The sequence below is a fragment of the Chromobacterium sp. W521 genome (genome assembly GCF_052805975.1).
In genome coordinates, this window is the sequence record NZ_JBRBAF010000014.1 from 44,843 (window position 1) to 67,771 (window position 22,929).

The 22,929-nt window shown below is 65.9% G+C and carries 20 protein-coding genes; 16 read left to right on the plus strand and 4 right to left on the minus strand.

From position 1 onward, the window contains the following. The 15 genes from ACUXV1_RS19870 to ACUXV1_RS19940 all read left to right on the plus strand — a co-directional run bounded on the left by ACUXV1_RS19870 (position 1) and on the right by ACUXV1_RS19940 (position 18,296). Entirely contained in the window at positions 1–1,944 is a 1,944-nt protein-coding gene (locus ACUXV1_RS19870) for a DUF3483 domain-containing protein (RefSeq protein WP_446016292.1), read from the plus strand. Further along, complete coding sequence (locus tag ACUXV1_RS19875) at positions 1,941–3,038, plus strand: electron transfer flavoprotein subunit alpha/FixB family protein (RefSeq protein ID WP_446016293.1); 1,098 nt, start codon at positions 1,941–1,943, stop codon at positions 3,036–3,038. Before ACUXV1_RS19870 ends, ACUXV1_RS19875 begins: the two co-directional genes overlap by 4 nt. After that, complete coding sequence (locus tag ACUXV1_RS19880) at positions 3,035–3,808, plus strand: electron transfer flavoprotein subunit beta (RefSeq protein ID WP_446016294.1); 774 nt, start codon at positions 3,035–3,037, stop codon at positions 3,806–3,808. The genes ACUXV1_RS19875 and ACUXV1_RS19880 overlap by 4 nt, the downstream gene beginning before the upstream one ends. A 27-nt stretch (positions 3,809–3,835) precedes the next feature. Beyond that, positions 3,836–5,122 (plus strand): aromatic ring-hydroxylating oxygenase subunit alpha, encoded by a 1,287-nt coding sequence (locus ACUXV1_RS19885; protein WP_114155132.1) that lies wholly within the window; start codon positions 3,836–3,838, stop codon positions 5,120–5,122. Then, entirely contained in the window at positions 5,115–6,230 is a 1,116-nt protein-coding gene (locus ACUXV1_RS19890; protein ID WP_194426568.1) for an FAD-binding oxidoreductase, read from the plus strand. The genes ACUXV1_RS19885 and ACUXV1_RS19890 overlap by 8 nt, the downstream gene beginning before the upstream one ends. Positions 6,231–6,705: 475 nt before the next feature. After that, on the plus strand, positions 6,706–7,752 hold the full coding sequence (locus ACUXV1_RS19895; RefSeq protein ID WP_446016295.1) for a quaternary amine ABC transporter ATP-binding protein: 1,047 nt from the start codon (positions 6,706–6,708) through the stop codon (positions 7,750–7,752). 79 nt (positions 7,753–7,831) lie between these two features. Then, positions 7,832–8,695 (plus strand): ABC transporter permease, encoded by an 864-nt coding sequence (locus tag ACUXV1_RS19900; protein WP_081556358.1) that lies wholly within the window; start codon positions 7,832–7,834, stop codon positions 8,693–8,695. A 175-nt stretch (positions 8,696–8,870) separates the two neighbouring features. Beyond that, entirely contained in the window at positions 8,871–9,857 is a 987-nt protein-coding gene (locus ACUXV1_RS19905) for a GlxA family transcriptional regulator (RefSeq protein ID WP_043638736.1), read from the plus strand. 211 nt (positions 9,858–10,068) lie between these two features. Further along, positions 10,069–11,007 carry a choline ABC transporter substrate-binding protein gene (locus ACUXV1_RS19910; protein WP_446016297.1) on the plus strand — a complete coding sequence of 313 codons (939 nt, stop codon included), beginning with the start codon at positions 10,069–10,071 and terminating at the stop codon, positions 11,005–11,007. Positions 11,008–11,272: 265 nt separating this feature from the next. Continuing rightward, the gene (gene fdhA, locus ACUXV1_RS19915; RefSeq protein WP_446016298.1) at positions 11,273–12,466 is read left to right on the plus strand and encodes a formaldehyde dehydrogenase, glutathione-independent; all 1,194 of its coding nucleotides are present in this window, start codon (positions 11,273–11,275) and stop codon (positions 12,464–12,466) included. Positions 12,467–12,485: 19 nt separating this feature from the next. After that, on the plus strand, positions 12,486–13,109 hold the full coding sequence (locus ACUXV1_RS19920) for a hypothetical protein (protein ID WP_446016299.1): 624 nt from the start codon (positions 12,486–12,488) through the stop codon (positions 13,107–13,109). Between the two features lie 39 nt (positions 13,110–13,148). Further along, on the plus strand, positions 13,149–13,634 hold the full coding sequence (locus ACUXV1_RS19925) for a formate dehydrogenase subunit gamma (protein ID WP_446016300.1): 486 nt from the start codon (positions 13,149–13,151) through the stop codon (positions 13,632–13,634). After that, positions 13,628–15,196: an NADH-ubiquinone oxidoreductase-F iron-sulfur binding region domain-containing protein gene (locus tag ACUXV1_RS19930; RefSeq protein ID WP_114155128.1), complete on the plus strand. Its 1,569-nt coding sequence runs from the start codon at positions 13,628–13,630 to the stop codon at positions 15,194–15,196. Before ACUXV1_RS19925 ends, ACUXV1_RS19930 begins: the two co-directional genes overlap by 7 nt. After that, complete coding sequence (fdhF, locus tag ACUXV1_RS19935) at positions 15,193–18,066, plus strand: formate dehydrogenase subunit alpha (protein ID WP_446016301.1); 2,874 nt, start codon at positions 15,193–15,195, stop codon at positions 18,064–18,066. Before ACUXV1_RS19930 ends, fdhF begins: the two co-directional genes overlap by 4 nt. A gap of 20 nt (positions 18,067–18,086) precedes the next feature. Further along, positions 18,087–18,296 carry a formate dehydrogenase subunit delta gene (locus ACUXV1_RS19940; protein WP_218673485.1) on the plus strand — a complete coding sequence of 70 codons (210 nt, stop codon included), beginning with the start codon at positions 18,087–18,089 and terminating at the stop codon, positions 18,294–18,296. A gap of 324 nt (positions 18,297–18,620) precedes the next feature. Here ACUXV1_RS19940 and ACUXV1_RS19945 read toward each other — a convergent pair whose 3' ends face one another. Continuing rightward, entirely contained in the window at positions 18,621–19,547 is a 927-nt protein-coding gene (locus ACUXV1_RS19945; RefSeq protein ID WP_043638708.1) for a LysR substrate-binding domain-containing protein, read from the minus strand. 109 nt (positions 19,548–19,656) lie between these two features. On the opposite strand from ACUXV1_RS19945, the gene ACUXV1_RS19950 reads away from it, so the two are divergent. Continuing rightward, on the plus strand, positions 19,657–20,265 hold the full coding sequence (locus ACUXV1_RS19950) for an FMN-dependent NADH-azoreductase (RefSeq protein ID WP_019104426.1): 609 nt from the start codon (positions 19,657–19,659) through the stop codon (positions 20,263–20,265). Positions 20,266–20,544: 279 nt separating this feature from the next. Here ACUXV1_RS19950 and ACUXV1_RS19955 read toward each other — a convergent pair whose 3' ends face one another. The 3 genes from ACUXV1_RS19955 to ACUXV1_RS19965 all read right to left on the minus strand — a co-directional run bounded on the left by ACUXV1_RS19955 (position 20,545) and on the right by ACUXV1_RS19965 (position 22,881). After that, positions 20,545–21,165 (minus strand): histidine phosphatase family protein, encoded by a 621-nt coding sequence (locus ACUXV1_RS19955; protein ID WP_043638706.1) that lies wholly within the window; start codon positions 21,163–21,165, stop codon positions 20,545–20,547. A 71-nt stretch (positions 21,166–21,236) separates the two neighbouring features. After that, on the minus strand, positions 21,237–22,025 hold the full coding sequence (locus ACUXV1_RS19960; protein WP_203390469.1) for a substrate-binding periplasmic protein: 789 nt from the start codon (positions 22,023–22,025) through the stop codon (positions 21,237–21,239). A 70-nt stretch (positions 22,026–22,095) separates the two neighbouring features. Further along, the gene (locus ACUXV1_RS19965) at positions 22,096–22,881 is read right to left on the minus strand and encodes a substrate-binding periplasmic protein (RefSeq protein WP_446016302.1); all 786 of its coding nucleotides are present in this window, start codon (positions 22,879–22,881) and stop codon (positions 22,096–22,098) included. Between the last annotated feature and the right edge of the window lie 48 nt (positions 22,882–22,929).

Sequence of the window (22,929 nt, forward strand, 5' to 3'; positions counted from 1 at the left end):
ATGAGTTTTCCCTACCTCCTTAGCGGCCTGTTCTGGTTGGGCGCGCTGCTGCTGAGCGCTGGCCTGCTTCAGCGCGCGGGGTTGTGGCGGCGAGGGCGTGCCGCTCCGGCATCCTGGCGCGGCCTGCTGGCCGCGCCCAAGCGTTACTTCATGGACCTGCACCGCGTGGTGGCCCGCGATCCGGCCGCTGCGCGGGCCCATGTGGCGGCGGCTGGCGGCGGGACGGCGGCGCTGTTGCTGATCGCGCTCAATTACGGCCTGCTGCTGCATCAGCGCTGGCTGGACCTGCTGCTGGCGGCGGCGGCCGTTCTGATGTTGATCGGCGCGGCCTTGATGCGCGCGCGCCGCCGCGCGCCGCCGGCCCGGCTGTCTCAGGGAGAATGGCAGCGGTTGCCGGCCCGGCTGGCCTGTTTCGCGTTGGGCGCGCTGCTGGCCGCAGTCTTGGCCGGCGGCGACGTCTGGTTGAGCGCCGCAGGGCAAGGGCTGGCCGCCGTCGCTTTGTCACTGCTGGCGTTGGGCGGCGCGGAACTGGCTCTGGGCATAGGCCTGGGCCGGCCGATGAAACACGCGGTGGCCGGTTTGCTGCACCTGGCCTTCCACCCGCGCGCCGAGCGTTTCGTCGGCAAGTCCGCCGATCTGAAGCCCTTGAACCTGGCCGCCGGCGAGCTGGGCGCGGCGCGGGCGGCCGATTTTGCCTGGAACCGGCTGCTGTCCTTCGACGCTTGCGTGCAATGCGGCAAATGCGAAGCCGCCTGTCCGGCCTTTGCCGCCGGCCAGCCGCTCAACCCCAAGCGCCTGATCCAGGACCTGGTGACGGCTATGGGCGGCGGCGGTCCGGCTTACGCCGGCAGCCCGCATCCGGGCCGGCCGGCGACCGTGGCCGCGGGCGCGGATGGGGAGATCGTCGGCGGCGTGTTGGAGGCGGATACCTTATGGTCCTGTACCACTTGTCGCGCTTGCGTGGAAAACTGCCCGATGTTGATCGAACATGTCGACGCGGTGATCGACCTGCGCCGACACCTGACCCTGACGCGGGGCGAGCTGCCGGGCAAGGGTGCGGCGGCGCTGGCTAATCTGCGGCATACCGACACCGTCGGCGGTCATCCGCTGCGCGCCCGCTACCACTGGGCGACAGACCTGAATCTGCCGCTGCTGCGCGAGGGGGAGTCGGTCGATTGGCTGCTGCTGGCGGGCGAGGGCGCTTTCGACATGCGCTACCAGCGCGCTTTGCGCGCCTTGCTGACCGTGCTCAAGGCCGCCGGTCTGCGCGTCGCGGCATTGGGCGAAGCCGAGCGCGATTGCGGCGATCTGGCGCGCCGGCTGGGCGACGAGGCGGGCTTTCAGCGGCTGGCGCTGGCCAATATCGCCACGCTGGGGCGCTATCGTTTTGCCCGCATCGTCACGCCGGACCCGCATGTTTTTCACTGTCTGGCCAATGAGTACCCGGCGCTGGGCGGACATTACGAAGTCTGGCATCACAGCCGGCTGCTGGACCAGTTGCTGGAGACGCGCGCGCTTCGCGTGCGCTCTCGCGACTCGACGGAGCCGCTGAGCTATCACGACCCCTGTTATCTCGGCCGCTACAACGAGGGCTACGCCGCGCCGCGCCGCGTGCTGGCGGGCATCGGCATCCAGGTGGTGGAGATGAGCCGTTCCGGCCGCGACGCCCGCTGCTGCGGCTGGGGCGGCGGGGCGGCCTTTACCGACGTGCCGGGGTCGCGCCGGATTCCGGACATGCGCATGGACGACGTCCGCGCCGCCGGCGCCGGCCGTGTCGTGGTGGCTTGCCCCAATTGCACCGCGATGCTTGAGGGCGTCAGCGGCGAGCGGGCGGAGGTGGTGGAATTGGCGGAACTGGTGGCGGAACGTCTGGATACCGGCCCAGAAACCGGGCAAGGGCGGGGCGCGGCGCCGCAAGGCCAGGTCGTGAAGGAGGAAGCATGAAGATGAAGCCAACCGCCCCGCGAGTGGACCCGCGCCGGCCCTGGATACTTTCGCCGGGCGGGCTCAAGCGCATTGTGCTGGGCGAGGACGGCGGCCTTCGCGAAGCGCCGCCGGCGAGCGCGGTCAAGCTCAAGCCGCTGCGTAGCGCCGGGCCGTTCGATGGGCGGTTGTTGGTGGTGGCGCACGCCGAGCGCGGTCAGTTGGATGAAGCGGCGCGCGAGGCCATCGCCGCCGCCGCGCTGCTGGCCGGTCCGAGCGAGGAGGTGTTGGCGGTGCTGTTCGGCATGGAGGGGTGCGCCGACGCCGAACTGGCGGAACTGGCCTTGGATCGCGTCTTGACGCCGGCTGATCCGGGCTTTGCGCCGGAAGCCAAGCTGGCCTTGTTGCAGCGGCTGTGGCGGCGGGAGCAGCCGCGTCATGTCCTGTTCGCCGACCGCGGCGAGGACGCCGACCTGGGCCGGCGCTTCGCCTGCCGCGAGCGCCTGTCGGTGTTGACCGACGTTGTGGAAATCGCCGCCGACGGCGTGCGCCGTCGCCGGCCGGGCGCGGGCTTCAGCGTGCATCCGCGAGCCCAGGCGCTCTTGCTCGCGCGCGGCGTGGCCGATGTCCGTCTGCCCTTCGTCGGGCTGGGGGCGAGGCTGGCTTGCCGGTTGGAGGAGGCGGAGGAACGGGTGCGGGATCTGGGCTGCGTCGCCAGCCCTGCCTCGCAACTGGCGCTGGAAGAGGCGGACCTGATCCTGGCCGCTGGCAACGGGGTCAGCGACGTGCCGGCCTTTCTGCGGCTGGCGGAGTCCATGGGCGCGGCGGTGGGCGCCTCGCGGGTGGCCGTGGACGACGGACGCTTCCGTCGCGACCAGCAAGTGGGCGCCACCGGCCGCAGCGTGCAGGCCAGCGCCTATCTGGCGCTGGGCATCTCCGGCGCGGTGCAGCACCTGCAAGGCATCAAGGCTTGCCGCCATGTGATCGCAGTCAATCTGGACGCGGCCGCGCCCATGGTCAAGCGGGCGGACCTCAGCGTGATCGACGACTGCCAGTCCTTCATTCACGCCTTGCAAGCCTTGCTGGAGCTTGAGGGAAAGGAGATGGGGAAATGAGCGAGACGGTTTTCTCCGCCGCCGCTGCGGCGAAAACGGCGGTGCTGGTGGCTCCGGCGCCGCACCCGGTCAGCGGGCGGCCCTGCGCCGGCCCGGGCGATCTGGCAGCGCTGGCGCTGGCGCGCCGTCTGGGCCGCGCCTTCGTGGTATTGCACGCCGGCGACGCGGACAAGACGGCGCTGGCCGACTATCTGGCCCAGGGCGCGGAGGCCATCGCCGTGTTGCAGCTGCCGGCGGACAGCGATCCGACGCCGGCATTGATCGCCGCGCTGGGCGATTTCGAACTGATTTTGTGTGGCGAACGCTCGGGAGGCGGCGAGGCGTCGGCGTTGCTGCCGTATCTATTGGCCGAAGGCCTGGACCGCCCGCTTTTGCCCGGAGTGCTGTCCTTGACGGAAGAGGGCGGAGAATGGCGGGCGCTGCAAGGCCTGACCAGGGGGCGGAGGCGACGGCTGGCGGCCCAGGCGCCGCTGCTGGCCAGCGTCAAGCCGGACGGCGCGGAGCCGCGCTGGTCCTGGGCCGGTTTGCAACGCGGCGTGGTGACGCGCCGCGCGGCGGAGGGGGGGGCCATGCCGGCGCCCAGGCTGGAGCCGGCGCGACGCGCCCGGGCGCTGGCGGCGCAGCGCGGCAGCGGCCTGGAGCGCCTGATGGGGGCGATTGCCGGCGACGACGCGGCGGCTGGAGGGCGCGTCGTAAAACAGGGGGATTCCGTCGAGAAAGCGCAAGCGGTGCTGGATTACCTGCGCCAACATCGGCTCGTCGATTTCTGAGCCGTCTGCCATTGAGAGGAGCGAGACATGTCCCATAGCGTCATTCCCTTCCCGGCTGCGACCACGGCCCCGCTGCGCGAACTGCTGGCCCGCCGCCGTCCCGGTTACAGTCTGGAGGCGCCGTTCTATCGCTCGCCGCAGGTGTTCGAGGCCGATCTTGAATACATTTTCCGCCGTCACTGGATCTATGTCGGCGTCAGCGCGGAAATACCCGAGCCGGGCGACTACCTGACCGTGGAGTTGGGGCGCGACCCCATCCTGATCCTGCGCGACGACGATATGGCCATTCGCGCCTTTCACAATGTCTGCCGCCACCGCGGCTCGCGGCTGTGCGCCGAGCGTCAGGGCTCGGTGGGCAATCTGGTCTGCCCCTACCATCAATGGACTTACGATCTGTCTGGCCGGTTGATCTTCGCCGACCATATGGAGGACGGCTTCGACCCGACGCATCACAGCCTCAAGCCGGTGGCGTTGAAAAACCTGGAAGGGCTGCTGTTCGTTTGCCTTGCCGAGCAGCCGCCGGAGGATATCGACGAGATGATGGAGCGGATGGCGCCCTATATCGCGCCGCACCGCATCGACGAGTGCAAGGTGGCGGCCCAGGTGGACATCGTCGAGGCCGGCAACTGGAAGCTGACCATGGAGAACAACCGCGAGTGCTATCACTGCACCGCCAACCATCCGGAGCTGACCGTCTCGCTGTACGCCTACAGCTACGGCTTCGCGCCCCGGGCCGAGCAAGCCTCCGGGTTGGCCGACTACCAGCGCGTCGTCGCCGAGCACCACGCGCGCTGGGAGGCCGGCGGCTTGCCCTCGGTCGAGATCGAGCGCCTGTCCGAGGTGTCCGGCTTCCGCGCGATGCGCATGCCGCTGGACCGCAAGGGCCAGTCTCAGACCGTGGACACCGGCGCGGCCTGTCGCAAGCTGCTGGGCGATCTGAGCGATCCGGCGTCCGGCGGTCTGTCGTTCTGGACCCAGCCCAACTCCTGGCACCATTTCATGGCCGACCATATCGTCACCTTCACCGCCTTGCCGCTGTCGGTGGACAGCACGCTGGTGCGTACCACCTGGCTGGTGCACAAGGACGCGGTGGAAGGCGTGGACTATGAAGTGGACAACCTTACCAGGGTATGGAAGGCCACCAATCAGCAGGACCGTCGGCTGGTGGAGGAGTCGCAGCGCGGCATCAACGGCTCCGCCTATCGGCCCGGTCCTTATTCGCCGTATACCGAGTCCTTGGTGGAGAAATTCACTCAATGGTACACGCAGCGTCTGGGCGATGGCCTGGAGCGGGAACGGCGGGACCATGAATAGCGCGCCGCCGGTCAGCCTATTGGACACCCTTCCGCAAACCGCCGACCTGCCGTTGTGGCGCGCCGGCGAGGATGGCCTGCTCGTCTGCGTTCAGGCGCGGGAGGAAACTCACGATGTGAAAACCTTCGTGTTCCGCGCCGAACCGCCGCGCCGTTTCCATTACTTGCCTGGCCAGTTCATCACGCTGGAGCTGGACATCAACGGAGTTGCGGTCAACCGCTGTTACACGCTGTCGTCCACGCCCACCCGGCCGGACCGGGTGTCCATCACCGTCAAACGCATTCCCGGCGGCGTCGCTTCCTCTTGGCTGCATGAGCATCTGCGGCCGGAAATGGCGCTACGGGTATTGGGGCCAGCCGGCGAGTTCAGCTATGCGCGCCACCCTGGTTCGCCCTATCTCTTTCTGTCCGCAGGCAGCGGCATCACCCCGCTGATGTCGATGACCCGGGCGTTGACCGACCTGGCCTCCGGCGCCGACATCCTGTTTGTACACAGCGCGCGCTCTCCGCGCGACATCGTGTTTCGCAAGGAACTGAGCCTGCTGGCCAGCATCCATCCCACCTTCAGCCAGGCGGTGATTTGCGAACACCGGGCGGGCGAACCGGATTGGGCCGGCCTGATTGGCCGGTTGGATCGGACGCTGATTGAGCGCATGGCGCCGGACTTGCTCGCGCGCCAGGTGTTCTGCTGCGGTCCCGCGCCCTATATGGCCGGGGTGCGGGAGCTGCTGAAACTGTGCGGTTTCGACATGAGCCGTTATCACGAGGAAAGCTTCAACTTCGCCGAGCTGAGCGCCGCGCCGCCGGACGAAGGAGGGTGGACGCCGCAGCCCAGCGTCGAGAGCCGCGGTTTCAATGTGCGCTTCGCCAAAACGGGTGACGATTTGTCGGTGGCGCCGGGACAGACCGTGCTGGCGGCCGCGTTGGCCAAGGGCATGCGTCTGCCTGCGTCCTGCACCCGCGGCGTGTGCGGCAGTTGCAAGAGCCGCCTGCTGGAAGGCCGGGTGGACATGAGGCATCAGGGAGGCATCCGGCCGCGCGAAGTGGAGCAGGGTTATTTCCTGCCTTGCTGCAGCTTGCCGCTGACCGATCTGGTGGTGGATCGCTGAGCGTCTGCCCAAAGTCTCGCGAGCCGCGGCGAAACAAGGCGAGAGCAAGCTAAAAAGCGGGGTGCACAAGCGATATTGCGCGTTTTGAGTGTGTTTTCAACAAGGCGCCATTGAAGCGCGGCAGCCTTTGACAGGTCTGAGCGCGCGTCCGTCGCCTCCCTGTCCTCCACGCCTGCCCGGCCGCGGCGGGCGTTTTTGTTTTCAACGCCGTATCGCCGAAGCGCGGCAAGCTTTGAGCAGGTTCTAACGGTGGGTTGCGGTTTTTTTACGACACCGGCCAGCCGGGCTGGAGACGAAAGCCGGCACTGGAGCCGGCGGCCAGGCCTATGCCAGCCGGTTTTGCGCGCGGATGTCGGATTTGAGCGGCTTGATGTCGGAATACCGTTACTTGGCGAGGCCCTTCCTTTCTATCTTGAACCTTGATTTGCGTTAAACATTGTTCGAATTGTCGGCGGTCGCGCCGAAGGGAGCGGGGATGCAAACGATCAAGGTCGAGGTCAGCCACCTCTACAAGGTGTTCGGCGGCAAGCCGGCGGAAGTGATGTCCTTGCTGCGGGCCGGCGAGAACAAGGACGAAGTGTTTCGGCGCACCGGGGCGGTGGTGGGCGTTAACGACGTATCGTTCTCGGTGCGCGCAGGTGAAATCTTCGTGCTGATGGGCTTGTCCGGCTCCGGAAAATCCACGCTGATTCGCCTGATCAACCGCTTGCTGGAGCCGAGCGCCGGCCAGATCCTGCTGGACGGTCAGGACCTGACCCGGCTGTCGCCCAAGCAATTGGTGGCCTTGCGCCGCCGCGACATGAGCATGGTGTTCCAGAGCTTTGCGCTGATGCCGCACCGCACGGTGCTGGACAACGCCGCCTTTGGCCTGGAAGTGGCCGGTCTCGGGCGCAAGGCCCGCGAGGCGCGGGCGCGGGAAGTGCTGGAGCAAGTGGGGCTGGCCGACTTCGCCAGCAAGTATCCGCATCAACTCTCCGGCGGCATGCAGCAGCGGGTGGGCCTGGTGCGCGCGCTGGCGGTCAATCCCTCGCTGATCCTGATGGACGAGGCCTTTTCAGCGCTGGACCCGCTCAAGCGCGCGGAGTTGCAGGACTTGCTGCTGCAATTGCAGCGCGAGCAGCGCCGCACCATCGTCTTCGTCTCCCATGATCTGGAAGAGGCGCTGCGTATCGGTAGCCGTATCGCCATCATGGAGGGCGGGCGGCTGGTGCAGGTGGGCAGCCCGCGCGAAATCATCGAATGTCCGGCCGACGACTATGTGCGCAACTTCTTCAAAAGCGTGGACACCTCGCGCTATCTGCAGGCCAAGGACCTGATAGAAGCCGCGCCGCCGCCGCGCCTGGCTGCCGCATCGCATGTGGAGCCGTCCTGTAGCCTGTCCGATGTGCTGTTGCGGCTTCAAGCACAGGCCGAACCGCTGCAGGTGCGGGACGGCGACGGCCGCTGCCTGGGCGTAATCACCACCAGCAGCGTGCTCAGCAAGTTGTCCCAGCACCGCCCAAGCGCGGCCTCCCACCACTGAACCCCCAACGGGCGTCGCCGGCGCGGGGGCGTGGCTCTCGTCGTCCCTGGCGCGCCCGGCGAGACGAGGAACACGCCGCATGTCCGACACCAGCCCCCAGGCTCCGCTGCCGATAGGCAGCTGGGTCAATCAGATCATCCATTTTCTGTTGGAAAACAATGCCGGCGCCTTCGACGCCGTCGGCGGCGGCATCGACTGGTTCGCTACCCTGGTGGAAGCGTTATTGCAGGGCGTGCCGCCATGGGCGCTAGCCGGCTTATTCGCTGGCATCGGCCTGTGGCGTCTGGGCTGGAAGTTTGCCGTCTTCGTCTGCGCGGCGCTGGGCCTGATCTGGGCCACCGGCTTCTGGAGCCAGACCGTCGCCACGCTGGCGCTGACCCTGTCCGCCACCTGCGTCAGCCTAATGTTGGGCGTGCCGCTGGGCATCTGCTGCGCCCGCTGGCGGCTGGCCAACGCCCTGGTACGGCCGGCGCTGGACTTCATGCAGACCATGCCGGCTTTCGTTTATCTGATTCCCGCGGCAATGTTCTTCGGACTGGGGCGGGTGCCGGGCATCCTGGCCACCGTGGTGTTCGCGGTGCCGCCGGCGGTGCGCTTGACCAACCTGGGCATCCGCCAGGTGAATCGGGAGCAGGTGGAGGCTGGCAACGCCTTTGGCTGCACCTCGTGGCAATTGCTGTTCAAGGTCCAGTTGCCCATCGCGCTGCCGTCCATCATGGCCGGGGTCAATCAGACCATCATGATGGCGCTGTCCATGGTGATTATCGCCTCCATGGTGGGGGCCGGCGGCCTGGGCAACGATGTCCTGGCAAGCATCCAGAGGCTGGACGTCGGCCTCGGTTTCGAGAGCGGGCTGGCGGTGGTGCTGCTGGCCATCATCCTGGACCGGATCACAGAAAGTTTCGGCCGCGCGCCGGAAGCGGGCGCAGCGGCCGACGGCTGAGAGCCGGTTCACGATCTCGCTCTTGCTCGCGAGACTTTGAACAGGTTCTGGGAGCGGGCAGGGCGGAAACAACGGACAAACAAGCACACACGCATGCGCGGCGATTTTCAAGGCCGGCTGCGAACCGTTTTGGAGCAGAACAACAATCCTCGCAACGCACACACTGGAGGTCGTGATGGGACCGCAACAGATCGCCTCGTTGTCGCATATCGCCTTTTTGCTGCTGGATCAGTTCTCAATGATCGCGTTCTCCAACGCGGTGGAGCCGCTGCGCATGGCCAATTACCTGTCGCGCAAGAAGCTGTATCGCTGGAGCTTGCTGTCCGCGGACGGCGAGCCGGTCAGCGCCAGCAACGGCCTGAGTCTGTCGCCGATCTCCGCGCCGGGCCATCCGCAGCAGTACGATATGCTGATCGTTTGTGGCGGCTGTCAGGTGCGCGAAGCGGCCACCGACAAGGTGCAGGCGCTGATCCGTCGTTTCGCGGCCCAGGGCGTGCCGCTGGGATCGATCTGCACCGGCACCTTCGCGCTGGCCCGGGCCGGGGTGTTGAACGGCTACCGCTGTGCCATCCATTGGGAAAACCTGCTGTCCATTAGTGAGGAATTCCCTCGCACCCAATTCACCTCGGACCTGTTTGTGCTGGACCGGGACCGCTTCACCTGTAGCGGCGGCACCGCGCCGCTGGACTTCATGTGTCATCTGATTCGCCACAAGGGCGGCAAGAGTCTGGCGGCCGACGTCTCGGTGCAATTCATCGTGGACCGGCTGCGCGACGATGGCGACCGCCAGCACATCCCGTTGCTGGCACGCATCGGTACCGGACACGAGGCCTTGTTGGACGCCGCCTTGTCAATGGAGAGCAATATCGAGAACCCCCGCTCTCTGGAACATCTGGCGGCGGAGCTGGGCGTGTCGCTGCGCCATCTAGAGCGGCTGTTCAAGCGTTATCTGAGCACCACGCCGGCGCAATATTATCTGGACCTCCGCCTGCGGCGGGCGCGAGAGCTGCTGTTGCAAACCAATATGACCGTGATGGAAGTCACCGTGGCTTGCGGCTTCCTGTCTTCCTCTCATTTTTCCAAGTCCTACCGCGGGCTGTTCGGCTATCCGCCCAGCCGCGAGCGGCAGCAATACCTGGTGGCGGCAGGGGCCATCGCCTGAAAATCTCAAGGTCTGCGGCACTGCGTGAGACGTGGTACGGCGGGTGCTGCTTCAGACTATTCGGGCACAACATGAGCAGTCTGCTTCTTCGGCCGCAAGGCCCGGTCTTGCTCCGGCTTGCGAGACTTTGAACGGGATTAGTGAACCTGTTGGCGGCGCGGCAGCGGCCGCCGGGCGGACTCTCGCCATCATCGCTGCCCGGGAGGAAGGGATGAATCGATTCAAAGCAATGTCTGCGGCGCTGCTGCTGGCCGTCGCGGGCAGCGCGGCGGCTCTGGAGCCTGCCGCTTGCCGCAATGTGCGCTTCGCCGATGTGGGCTGGACGGACATCGCGGCCACCACCGGCATGGCCAGCGTGGTATTGGAGGCTTTGGGCTACCGCACCAGCGTGACCATGGCCTCGGTGCCCATCGCCTTCTCCGGGCTCAAGACCCGGCAGATCGACGTGTTCCTGGGGTATTGGAGCCCGTCGATGACGCCGCTGATCGAGCCCTATCTGAAAGCGGGCCAGATCAAAGTGCTGGCCGAGCCCAATCTGAGCGGCGCTAAATATACGCTGGCGGTGCCGGACTACGTGGCCGCCGCCGGCTTGCGCGATTTCAAGGACATCGCCCGTTTCAAGGCGCAACTGGACGGCAAGATCTACGGCATCGAAGCCGGCAACGACGGCAACCGCCTGATCGACGGCATGATCCGCAAGCAACAGTACGGGTTGGGCGGCTTCAAGCTGGTGGAATCCAGCGAGGCCGGCATGCTGGCCGAACTGGAACGCGCGGAGCGGCGGAAGAAATGGATGGTGTTCCTGGCCTGGGAGCCGCACCCGATGAACGTCCAGCACAAGCTGCGCTATTTGTCCGGCGGCGACGCGGTGTTTGGTCCCAATTTCGGCGCGGCCAAGGTCTTCACCGCCTTGCCGCCTGATTACGAGGCGCGTTGCGCCAATGTCGGCCGCTTGTTGCGCAATCTGCGCTTCAGTACCGATATGGAAAACCAGGTGATGGGGCCGATCATGAACAAGGTCAGGCCGGAGACCGCGGCGCGGGAATATTTGAAAAAGAACCCGGCCGTGCTCACGAGCTGGCTGGCAGGGGTGAATACCTTCGACGGCCGGCCGGGGCTGCCTGTCGTAGGCCAGGCGCTGGGGCGCTGACAGTCTGTTCAGAGTTTTGAGCAAGAGCGAGACAAGGCGAGAATGGCTGAGGAAGCGGGGATTAGAAGTGGCAAATGAGCAAAACCGAAGCCGTTCTCAACGCCATATCGATGAAGCGCAACCGGCTTTGAACAGGTTCTGAGCCGATATGGCGCGTTTGATCGCAAAGGGGTCGCTTTGACTCAAGGCCGGCGCCGCTTTCTTTCCTAGCATCGGGAGCAGATACCGCCGGATAACCCGCCGGCGTGGCTGCGAGGAGACGATGATGACAGGCAATCGCGGAGTGGTGTACCTGGCGCCGGGACAGGTGGAAGTGAAGTCCATACCTTTTCCGGAACTGGCGTCCCCGGCCGGGCGCAAGCTCGGCCATGGCGTCATTCTCAAGGTGCTGAGCACCAATATATGCGGTTCGGACCAGCATATGGTGCGCGGCCGCACCACGGCGTCTGCCGGTTTGGTGCTGGGACATGAAATCACCGGCGAGGTGATAGAGACGGGCGGCGATGTGGAAACGCTGCGCATCGGCGATCTCGTGTCGGTACCGTTCAACGTGGCTTGCGGACGCTGCCGCTGCTGCAAGGAGCAGCATACCGGCGTGTGCCTGTCGGTGAACCCGGCGCGGGCCGGCGGCGCTTACGGCTACGTCGACATGGGCGGCTGGGTGGGCGGCCAGGCCGAATACGTGATGGTGCCTTACGCCGACTTCAACCTGCTGAAATTTCCGGACCGGGACCAGGCGCTGGCCAAGATCCGCGACCTGACCTGCCTGTCCGACATTCTGCCCACCGGCTATCACGGCGCGGTATCGGCCGGCGTGGGGCCGGGCAGCACGGTCTACGTGGCCGGAGCTGGCCCGGTGGGCTTGGCGGCGGCGGCTTCCGCGCGCCTGCTGGGCGCGGCGGTGGTCATCGTCGGCGACGTCAATCCGGCGCGGCTGGCCCATGCCCGCGCCGTCGGCTTTGAAACCGCGGATCTATCGCAGGATGCGACGTTGGGCGAGCAGATCGCCGTCATCCTGGGTGTGCCGGAAGTGGATTGCGCGATCGACGCCGTCGGTTTCGAGGCGCGCGGGCACGGCCACGCCGGTTCGCGCCAGGAGGCCCCGGCCACCGTGCTCAACGCCTTGATGGAGGTGACGCGCGAGGCCGGTCGCATCGGCATTCCCGGGCTCTACGTGACCGACGACCCCGGCGCCGTGGACGAGGCGGCCAGGCAGGGCAGCTTGTCGGTGCGCTTTGGCCTGGGCTGGGCCAAGTCGCACAGCTTCTTCACGGGACAGACCCCGGTGATGAAGTACAACCGCGCGCTGATGCAGGCGATTTTGTGGGAGCGCATCAATATCGCCGAAGTGGTGGGGGTGGAGATCATCAGTCTGGACAACGCGCCCAGGGGCTATGCCGAATTCGATGGCGGCGCGCCGAAGAAATTCGTCATCGATCCGCATGGGCAGTTGCGTTAGGCTGCTTTGTTGGCTGGGGATGGGCGGCCTGGCCCTGGACGCGCAGGCCTGGGATCTGTCCGCGACCAGCCCGCTGCCCGGCGGCATTGCGCCCGGGCAGCGCATTGTGGCGCCTGGAGCCAGCCTGGGCCCCGGGCTGCCCGAAACGTCGTTGACGAGCGGGGCCTCTCCGCCTGCCGACGAAGCCGTGCTGGACGCCGACATCTACCGGAGCGGCCTCTTGAGTCCCGAGGCGGTTCGGGCGCAGGCTAAATCCAGGCTCAGCGATATCAGCGCCAGCGAGCTGAGCGCTTATCGTCTCGAAGGCATCATCCCGCAGGGGCCGGGTCGGAGCGGGCCATGGAGCAGCTTCGACTGGGTGTTCACCCGGCCCGACGGCGTATTGCTGGTGTTGAGCGAATGGGCCTTTGTCGCCGACCGCGGCGGCGTGTTGGTGCTGCAGGAAGAAATGAACGCGACAGTGCGGGGCCATCCGGGCCGCTTCCAGCTCCGGAACACACGCTCCGGTAGGCGAGTGTCCGAGTTGAGCTGGGCCAGTCGACAAAAGCTTTACAGCCTCAAAGTATGGGACGAGGCCGGCCCAGATACGCGGCAAACCTATAATTCAGCTTGGCTGCTGCGTTTGGCCGAGCAGATTAGATAAGCGACGCAGAAGACCCGTTCGCACTTGCTTGGAGTTGCCATGTCCTTGACCGCGGAACAACAGTCGCGCATCGCCGCGCTGGTATCGGATCACCAAACGCAGCCGGGCGGTTTGCTGCCCTTGCTGCACGCCTTGCAGGGTGAACTGGGCTATGTGCCGGATGCCGCGACACCGGCCATCGCCCGCGCTTTTCGCCTGAGCCAGGCGGAGGTGCGTGGTGTGCTCAGCTTCTACCACGATTTCCGCAGCGAGCCGCCGGCGCGCCACCAACTGCGGCTATGCCGAGCGGAAGCCTGTCAGAGCATGGGGTCGGAGGCGCTGGCGCAAAGGCTGCGCGCCCGCACCGGCCTGGACGACGCGGGCCGCAGCGCCGACGGCGGCCTGGAGCTGCGGCCGGTGTACTGTCTGGGCGCCTGCGCCTGCGCGCCGGCCCTGCTGCTGGATGGCGAATTGCACGCGCGCGTCGACGCCGCCGCGCTGGATGTCTTGCTGGCCGGCTGTTTGGAGGAGGGCGGTGCATGCTGACCTTCCATCTATCCTGTGATTCCGTTGCGCGGGCGCTGGGTACTGACCAGACCGCGCGGGCGTTGGCCGCGGCGGCGGCGCGACGCGGGCTGGAAGTGGAGATCCGGCGCAATAGCTCGCGCGGGCTGTACTGGCTGGAGCCCTTGTTGGAAATGGATACGCCGCAAGGCCGCTCTGGTTTTGGACCATTGCCGGCGGAGCAGGCGGACAGCGTGCTCGACGCCGTGTTGACTGCGGACGGCAAGCATCCGCTGGCATTGGGCCTGCTGGAGCGGCTGCCCTATCTTGCCGGCCAGCAGCGGCTGTTGTTTGCGCGTGCGGGGCTGACCCGCCCTCTGTCGCTGGACGATTACCTGGCCCACGGCGGCTATCGCGGCCTGGCCCATGCGCTGGAGCTGGGCGGGGAGGGCGCGCTGGAGTGTGTGCTGGAGTCCGGCCTGCGCGGCCGGGGCGGCGCGGCCTTTCCCGCCGGTATCAAATGGCGCACCGTGCGTGAGGCGGCCGCGGATTGCAAGTACGTGGTGTGCAATGCTGACGAGGGCGATTCCGGCAGCTTCGCCGACCGCATGCTGATGGAGGGCGACCCCTTCCTGTTGATCGAGGGCATGAGCATCGCGGCGCTGGCGGTGGGGGCGAATCGCGGCTATATCTATGTCCGCTCGGAATACGCCGCTGCGGCGGAGACACTGAGGCGGGCGTTGGAGATTGCCCGTCAGCGGGGTTATCTGGGGCCAGATCTGCAGGGCAGCGGCCGCGAGCTGGAGCTGGAGCTCCGTTTGGGCGCGGGCGCGTATATCTGCGGTGAGGAGACGTCCATGCTGGAATCGCTGGAGGGCCGACGCGGCGAGGTCAGGGCCAAGCCGCCGTTGCCCGCGATCAGCGGCCTGTTCGGGCGTCCCACCTTGGTGCACAACGTGCTGACGCTGGCGTCGGTGCCCGCCATCCTGGCCCGCGGCGCGCCGTATTACCGGGATTTCGGGGTTGGCCGATCGCGCGGCACCATGGCGTTTCAGCTAGCCGGCAATGTGCGGCGCGGCGGCCTGGTGGAGCGCGCTTTTGGCCTGAGCTTGCGCGAGCTGATCGAGGACTACGGCGGCGGCTGCGCGAGCGGCCGGCCGGTGAAGGCGGCGCAAGTGGGCGGGCCGCTGGGCGCCTGGCTGACGCCCGAGCAGTTCGATACCGCCTTGGACTACGAAGCTTTTGCCGCCGTCGGCGCCATGTTGGGCCACGGAGGGGTGGTGGTGTGCGACGACAGCACCGATATGGCGCGCATGGCGCGTTTCGCCATGCAGTTCTGCGCCGCCGAATCCTGCGGCAAGTGCACGCCCTGTCGCATCGGCTCCACCCGCGGCGTCGAGGTGATAGACCGGCTGCTGGCGGCCGGCGACTCGACGGAGCGGGGCCGGCATTGGACTCTGCTACGGGATTTGTGCGAGACCATGCGGCACGGTTCGCTGTGCGCGCTGGGCGGTTTGACCCCCTCGCCGGTACTGAGCGCGGCGCGGGGTTTCCCCGCGGATTTCGGCCTGGATCCGGCCATCGTCGAGGAGGATGCGCCATGAGCTGCCAGTTTGACCCCAAGCTTGCCCCCACGGTGGACCTGGGCACGCCAATGCGTACCGGTGCGCCGGTGAGTCTGAGCATAGACGGCGTCGAGATCACCGTGCCGGCCGGCACCTCGGTGTTGCGCGCGGCCGCGCTGCAGGGCGTGCGCCTGCCTCGGCTGTGCGCCACGGACAGCCTGGAGCCGTTTGGCTCCTGTCGTATGTGCATGGTGGAGATCGATGGGCATCGCGGCTACCCGGCCGCCTGCACCACGCCGGTGAGCGCAGGCATGGCGGTGCGCACGCAGAGCGAGACGCTGGCCAGGCTGCGGCGCGGGGTGATGGAACTGTATGTGTCCGACCACCCGCTGGATTGCCTGACTTGCGCGTCCAACGGTGCTTGCGAATTGCAGACCGTTGCCGGCCAGGTGGGCCTGAGCGAGGTGCGTTACGGCTTGACCGGCGCTAATCATCTGGCTGAGGCCAAGGATGAGTCCAACCCTTATTTCGATTACGACCCGGCCAAGTGCATCGTCTGCAACCGCTGTGTGCGCGCTTGCGAGGAAACCCAGGGGACTTTCGCGCTGAGCATCGTCGGCCGGGGGTTCGATTCCCGCGTCCGCGCCGCAGGCGGCGAGGACTTCCTCGGCTCGGAATGCGTGTCCTGCGGCGCTTGCGTGCAAGCCTGCCCCACCGCCACGCTGGTGGAGAAAAGCGTGGTGGAGCTGGGGCAGCCGGAGCGCAGCGTGGCGACCACCTGCGCCTATTGCGGCGTGGGTTGCGGCTTCCGCGCCGAACTCAAGGGCGAGCGGGTGGTGAGAATGACGCCGGACCGGGACGGCCGCGCCAATCATGGCCATTCCTGCGTCAAGGGCCGCTTTGCTTGGGGCTACGCCACCCACCCGGACCGCATCGTCAAACCTATGCTCCGCGCCGGCATCCACGAACCTTGGCGGGAGGTGAGCTGGGAGCAAGCGCTGGGACATGTGGCCAACGAGTTCCGCCGCCTGCAATTGCGCTACGGCCGAGACGCCATCGGCGGCATCAGCTCCAGCCGCTGCACCAATGAGGAAACCTATCTGGTGCAGAAGCTGGTGCGCGCGGCCTTCGGCAACAACAATATCGACACTTGCGCTCGGGTCTGCCACTCGCCCACCGGCTACGGTCTGAAGCAGACGCTGGGCGAGTCTGCCGGGACTCAGGATTTCGACTCGGTGCTGAGCGCCGACGTGATTCTGGTGATAGGCGCCAATCCCAGCGATGCTCATCCGGTTTTCGGCTCCTTGCTGCGGCGGCGGCTGCGCGAGGGCGCGCGGCTGATCGTCATCGACCCGCGCCGCATCGACCTGGCCGATACGCCGCACGCGGGGCCGGCGCTGCACCTGGCGCTGCGGCCCGGCAGCAATGTGGCCGTGCTCAACGCGCTGGCTCACGTGGTGGTGAGCGAGGGGCTGCTGGATCAGGACTTCATCGCTCAACGCTGCGAAGCCGAGGCTTTCCGACGCTGGCGCGATTTTGTCGTCGAGCCGGACAACGCGCCGGAGCGTGTCGCCGAGCTCTGCGGCGTGCCGGCGGATCTGATCCGCGAGGCGGCGCGGTTGTACGCGACCGGCGGCAACGCCGCCATCTACTACGGCCTGGGCGTTACCGAACACAGTCAGGGCAGCACTGCGGTGATGGCCATCGCCAACCTGGCCATGGCCACCGGCAATCTTGGCCGCGTCGGCGTCGGCGTCAACCCGTTGCGCGGTCAGAATAATGTGCAGGGCGCCTGCGACATGGGGTCTTTTCCGCACGAGCTTCCCGGTTACCGCCATGTGTCCGACGACGCGGTGCGTGCGAGCTTCGAGGCGGACTGGGGTGTCGTCTTGTCGCCAGAGCCGGGGCTGCGGATTCCCAATATGCTGGATGCGGCGCTGGACGGCGGTTTCAAGGGCTTGTACTGCCAGGGCGAGGACATCGTGCAGAGCGACCCCAATACCCAGCATGTGGCCGCCGCGCTGCTGGCGATGGAGTGCGTGGTGGTGCAGGACCTGTTCCTGAACGAAACCGCAAAATACGCCCACGTTTTCCTGCCCGGCAGTTCCTTCCTGGAAAAGGACGGCACCTTCACCAATGCCGAGCGGCGCATCTCGCGGGTGCGTCGGGCGATGCGCCCGCTGGCCGGCATGGCGGACTGGGAGGTGACCTCGGCGTTGGCGGCCGCCTTGGGCTATCCGATGGCCTACCGTCATCCATCGGAGATCATGGATGAGATCGCGCGGCTGACACCCAGCTTCGCCGGGGTCAGCTACGCTAAGCTGGACCGGCTGGGCGGCTTGCAATGGCCGTGCAACGAGGAGGCACCCGAGGGCACGCCGGTGATGCATGTCGATGCCTTCTCACGCGGCTTGGGACGCTTCGTCGTCACTCGTTACGTGGCCACTTCGGAACGGGCGGGAAAGCGCTTTCCGCTGCTGCTGACCACTGGACGTATTCTCAGCCAGTACAACGTGGGCGCGCAGACGCGACGCACCGAGAATCGGGTCTGGCACGCCGAGGACAGGCTGGAAATCCATCCGACCGACGCCGAAGCGCGCGGCATCGTCGACGGCGACTGGGTGGCGGTGCGCAGCCGCGCCGGCGACACCGCCTTGCGCGCCAAGGTGACGGAGCGGGTAGCGCCGGGCGTGGTGTACACCACCTTCCACCACCCGGAGTCCGGCGCCAATGTGGTGACCACCGACAATTCGGATTGGGCCACCAACTGCCCGGAGTACAAGGTGACTGCGGTGGAAGTGGGTAAGACTGCCAGTCCATCGGACTGGCAGCGCCATTTCCGGGGCTTTGGCGATGAGCAGCTAAGGTTGTTGGATGCCGGACGGCGCGCGGGGAGCGAGGCGGGATGAGGCCGGAACCGCTGGTGAAGATGCTTAATGAGATTGCGCGTTTTTTCGAGGATGCCCAGAGCGGCGACGCAGCGTTCGAGATTGCTCAGCACCTGAAGCGTTTCTGGACGCCCGCCATGCGGGAAGGCTTGCTCGGGCATTGGCGCGCTGCCGGCGCGGCGAGCGGGTTGACCCCGCTGGCGGCACGGGCCTTGGCGTGTCTGGAGAGCATGCCCGGCAAGGCGCGCTAAGACCCGCTAACAAAAACCCCTGATCCTGCGTTGCGCCTCCTTGCCGTACTACTGGTACTGCCTGCGTCGGCGCGCCTTGGCTCAGGTTCTCTGCGAGGTTTTGTTAGCGGCTCTAAGAACCTGTTCACGATCTGCTGCGCGTCGTGAAGCGTTGCACGGTGAGTACAAGCTCAAAATGCTCATGTACCATGTGTACATTCCGCTTTTTCGCTCGTTTTCGCCTTGTCTCACCCTTGCTCGCGTGATCGTAAATGCGTGTCGTGAAACGTGGCTCGGTGAGTGCAACTTCGGAATGCTCATTAGCTCGCGAGACTTTGAGCAGGCTTAAGGCGCCAGCTGATAAACCGGGTGGTCCGGCGGAATCAGTTCGGTGGCGAGGAAATCGATGAAGGCGCGCACCGCCGGCAGCAGGCCGCGTCGGGTGGGGAAGGCGGCGTGCAGAATACCCCAGGGGATGTCGTAGTCCGGCAGTAGCCGCACTAGTTGACCGGCCTGCAGCGCCTCGTGGCAGACCAGCTCCGGCAGCGCGGCCACGCCCAGGCCGGCGATGGCGGCGTCGCGCAGGACGATCAGGTCGTCGGTCATCAGCCTTGGGCTGTCTATTTGTACGGTGTAGGCGTGGCCGGCCTGGTCCAGCAAGGCCCATTGGCCGCGGCCGTCGGGGCGGCTCATGGTGAGCGCCGGCCAGCCGGCCATGTCGGCCGGATGTCTGGGGGCGGGGCGCTCGGCCAGCAAGGCCGGGCTGGCCACCAGGGAGGTCAGGGCGGTGGCCAGCCGGCGCACCACCAGGTTGGCGCTGTCTTCTATCACGTTGCGCACGCGGATGGCGACGTCCACGCCTTCTTCTATCAGGTCCACGCGCCGGTTGCTGGAATCCAGCTGCACTCGCAGCAGCGGGTGGCGAGCCATGAAGCGCGGCAGCGCCGGGGCCAGCAGGGTCTTGGACAGCAACTCCGGGCAACTGACCTTGATCAGGCCCCGCGGCTCGGCGCTGCTGCGGGCGATGGCCTCGTCCGCGGCCTCGGCTTCTTCCAGCATCGCCTGACAGTGTTGGTAGTACTGTTGGCCGATTTCGGTCAAGGACAGGCGGCGGGTGGTCCTTTGCAGCAGCCGCACTCCCAGCCGCTGTTCCAGTTCCGCCACGCGACGGGAAAGCCGGGACTTGGGGATGCCCAGTACGCGGCCGGCAGCCATGAAGCCGCCGTGCTCAACCACTTTGGCGAAGTAGAGCAGATCGTTCAGGTCCTGCATGATTGTCTCGCTGATGGAACAATGTTTCCGGTTTTTGCAGTCTAGTGCGGATTGGTGCGGAAAACTATCATGCAATCACTTTCTCTACCAAGACACGAAGGACCCGACCATGAAACTGTTGCATCTCGACTCCAGCATCCTCGCCGCCAACTCGGTTTCCCGCCAACTGACCGCCGTTGTCGCCGACACCCTGCGCCAGCGTCACGCCAATGTGGAAACCTCCTACCGCGATCTGGCCAGCCAGCCCATCGCCCATCTGTCCGGCGAAATCATCGGCGCCAACTTCACCGCCGAGGCGGATTGGACCGCCACTCAGCGCAGTGAGGCCGCGCTGAGCAATGAGCTGATCGAAGAATTCCTGGCCGCGGATGTGGTGGTGATCGGCGCGCCGATGTACAACTTTTCTATTCCGTCGCAGCTGAAAGCCTGGGTGGACCGCGTGGCCGCCTCCGGCCGCACTTTCAAATACACCGAAAACGGCCCGGTGGGCCTAGCCGGCGGCAAGAAGGTGATCGTGGTGTCCTCGCGCGGCGGCGTTTACAGCACCGAGCAAGGTCAACTGATGGATTTCCAGGAAGACTACCTGAAGACGGTGATGGGCTTCCTGGGCGTGAACGACGTGGCCTTTGTCCGCGCAGAAGCGGTGAACATGGGCGAAGACAAGCGCGCCACCGCCATTCACGCGGCAAAGGACGCCATCGCCAAGTTGGCGCTGTAATCCTCCAGACGCAAACGAAGACAGCCGGCCCTGGATGGGCCGGCTGTTTTTGCGTCAGCAGCTTCTCATAAGCTGTTCATAATCTACTGCGCTTCGCGAGATGTGACACGGTGAGCACGGCATTCGGAATGCTCGCTTATCACTTGTAAATGCCGTTTCCTCCGCCGTTTTCGCTTTGCTTCGCTCTTGTTCAGGATACTTTGAACAGGCTCGTAGAAGGCGAGACAAGACGTACGCATTGTGTCGCCTCACAATGCTCAGTTGATGGCAAAAAGATTCTCAGGGCAGCCAGCAAGTAGACGACAATTTATCCAGTCCTTGCTGCTCGCGGCGGAACTTCGCCTTGGGCGGAGTGTGGCTGTAGTCGAGGGTGAGAATGAAGAGGCCGTCGAAGTCATTCTTGTCCCACTTGGGCACCTGATCCGCGCCGTTCTTGCCGCCGTACTGGCGCATGATGTTGCTGGCGAGGACTTGCAAAAGCTTGTGTTCCCAGGCGATGAAGACCAGTTTGCCATGGTGCAGCGGGTCTATTAATTGCTGCTGCAGGCCGTCTATGGCCGCGGTTTCGAAGTTGGTGTTGACGGGCAGGCCCAGGGAGATGGCGGTGGGTTCGATGGTGGCCAGCGGCCGGATGTAGTTGAAGGTGCCGGCCGGGTCGCTGGCCTGGCTGGCGGTGGACGGCGCGTAGATCTGGTCCGGTTTGCCAAAGCGCTGCGGCAGCACCTTGGCCAGCGCCAGCGAGCGGTTGAAGCCCTTGCAGTCTAGCTGGCCGTAGCCGCCTTCCGGCTTTTCGCCGTGGCGCATCATGACCAGGGTTTGCACCGTGCCGTCATCGTTGGCGGCATGGACGGGGGAGGCCGCAAGCAAGAGCAGCAGGGCGAGGCGACTCAGGGTTTTCATCGGATAACTCCTGTGGTGAGCATAGCGCAGTGTCGCGCGCGTTTGCGCCAGACGGCAAGCTGGACCTAGGGTCAGGGCTGCAGTTGCAGTTGGGCCACGCTGTCCGCGCTCAAGTATTTGCTGAAGATCTTGCGCAGGGAGCCATCCTTGGCCATTTGCTGTAGCTGGGCCTGCCATTGTTCCGCCTGTTGTTGGCTGAAAGCGCTATGCGCCAGCATCAGGCCGCCGGCGATGCGTTCCGAGCTGGGGAACAGGTCCAGCACCGCAACCTGGCCGGACAGGGCCGGGGAGTTGAGCCAGTTGTCGTAGCTGAAAGGGTGGGCAAAGGCGGCGGTGACGATGCGCTGGGACAACATGGCGTAGAGGTCGCGCTCGTCGTTGGCCATCACTACCTTGCCGCGCTTGGTCAGTTGTTCGATAAAGGCGTCCTGTTCCGGGCTGTGGCGGTAGCCGCGGATCACGCCCCATTTAACGGCTGGCTCGGCCAGCAGTTGGTCCAGCGTGCGCGCGCCAATCTGGTTGGATAGCAAGATCATGTTCTTGCTGTAGAAGTAGGGGTAGATCCAGGCGTATTTGCGGCGATCCGGGGTGGGGACGGTGGAGGTGCCCAGGTTGAGTTGGCCGTGTTCCAGCATTTTGAGCACACGGATGCGAGGGTAAACGTCTTCCTGAACGATTTTGCAGCCCAGCCGGCGCGCCAGCTCATGCACTAGGTCCACGTCGTAACCGTGGCCGTTTTCATAGGCGCTGCCAATCAGGTAGTAACCCACTTTCAGGCCATCCGCCGGGCAGGGCGAATCGCCCAGCGCCGCCATTGAGGCCAGCGCGCCGCCAAGCAGCGCCGCCCAGTGTGCTTTCATGCCGTTCTCCCGTACGCGTTCCGTTTAGCTATAGCCGGATTCGCCGAGTCTTGCCGCGAGAGAGAGAGGGTTATTCCAGCATGCTGCGCACGCTGTCTTCGCTCAGGTATTTGCGCAGAATGCGTTGCAGGCTGCCGTCAGCGCGCATTTTGTCCAGTTCAGCCTGCCAGCGGCGCATCTGGACCTCGCTGAAACTGCGGTGGGACAGGACCAGGCCGTTTTCCAGGCTGCTGTCGTGGAAGGGGTCCATGACTTTGACTTGCAGCCGTCCGCGCGGTTGGCCGTTGATCCAGTGGTCGTAAATCTGAGGCTGGGAGAAGGCGGCGGAGATGGCGCCGCTGCGCAGCATGTCCAGCAGGTCTTCTTCGTTGGAGGCGCAGATCAGCTTGTCTCGCTTGGCCATCTGCTGCAGGAAATAGTCCTGCAGCGGGCTGTTGCGGTAGCCGATGACGGCGCCCCATTTCAGCTTGGGGTCGTTCAGCCATTGCTCCGGCGTTTTGCCTTGCACCGCCGGGTTGAGCAGGGTCATGTTGCGGTCGCGGGTGTAGGGCAGCACCCAGGCGTAGCGCAGCCGCTTTTGCAGCGGGATGGTGGAGGTGGCCAGGTTGAGCTTGCCGTGCTGCACCAGCAACAGCACGCGCAAGCGCGGGCATTCGCGCTCTTCGCGGATGCTGCAGCCCAGCCGGCGCGCCAGTTCGTGGACCAGATCCACGTCGTAGCCCTTGCCGCCTTCATAGGCGGTGGCCGTTGGGTAGTACCCTATCTTCAGTCCTTCCGCCGGGCAGGCGGGCGCCGCGGAACCGGCCGCCGCCGCCGCGGCGTAAAGGCAGAGGAGGGCGGTCAGGCACTTGATCATGTCGCATCCTTTGCCGAGGGAGATGAAAACAAGACAGGCTGCCGGAGG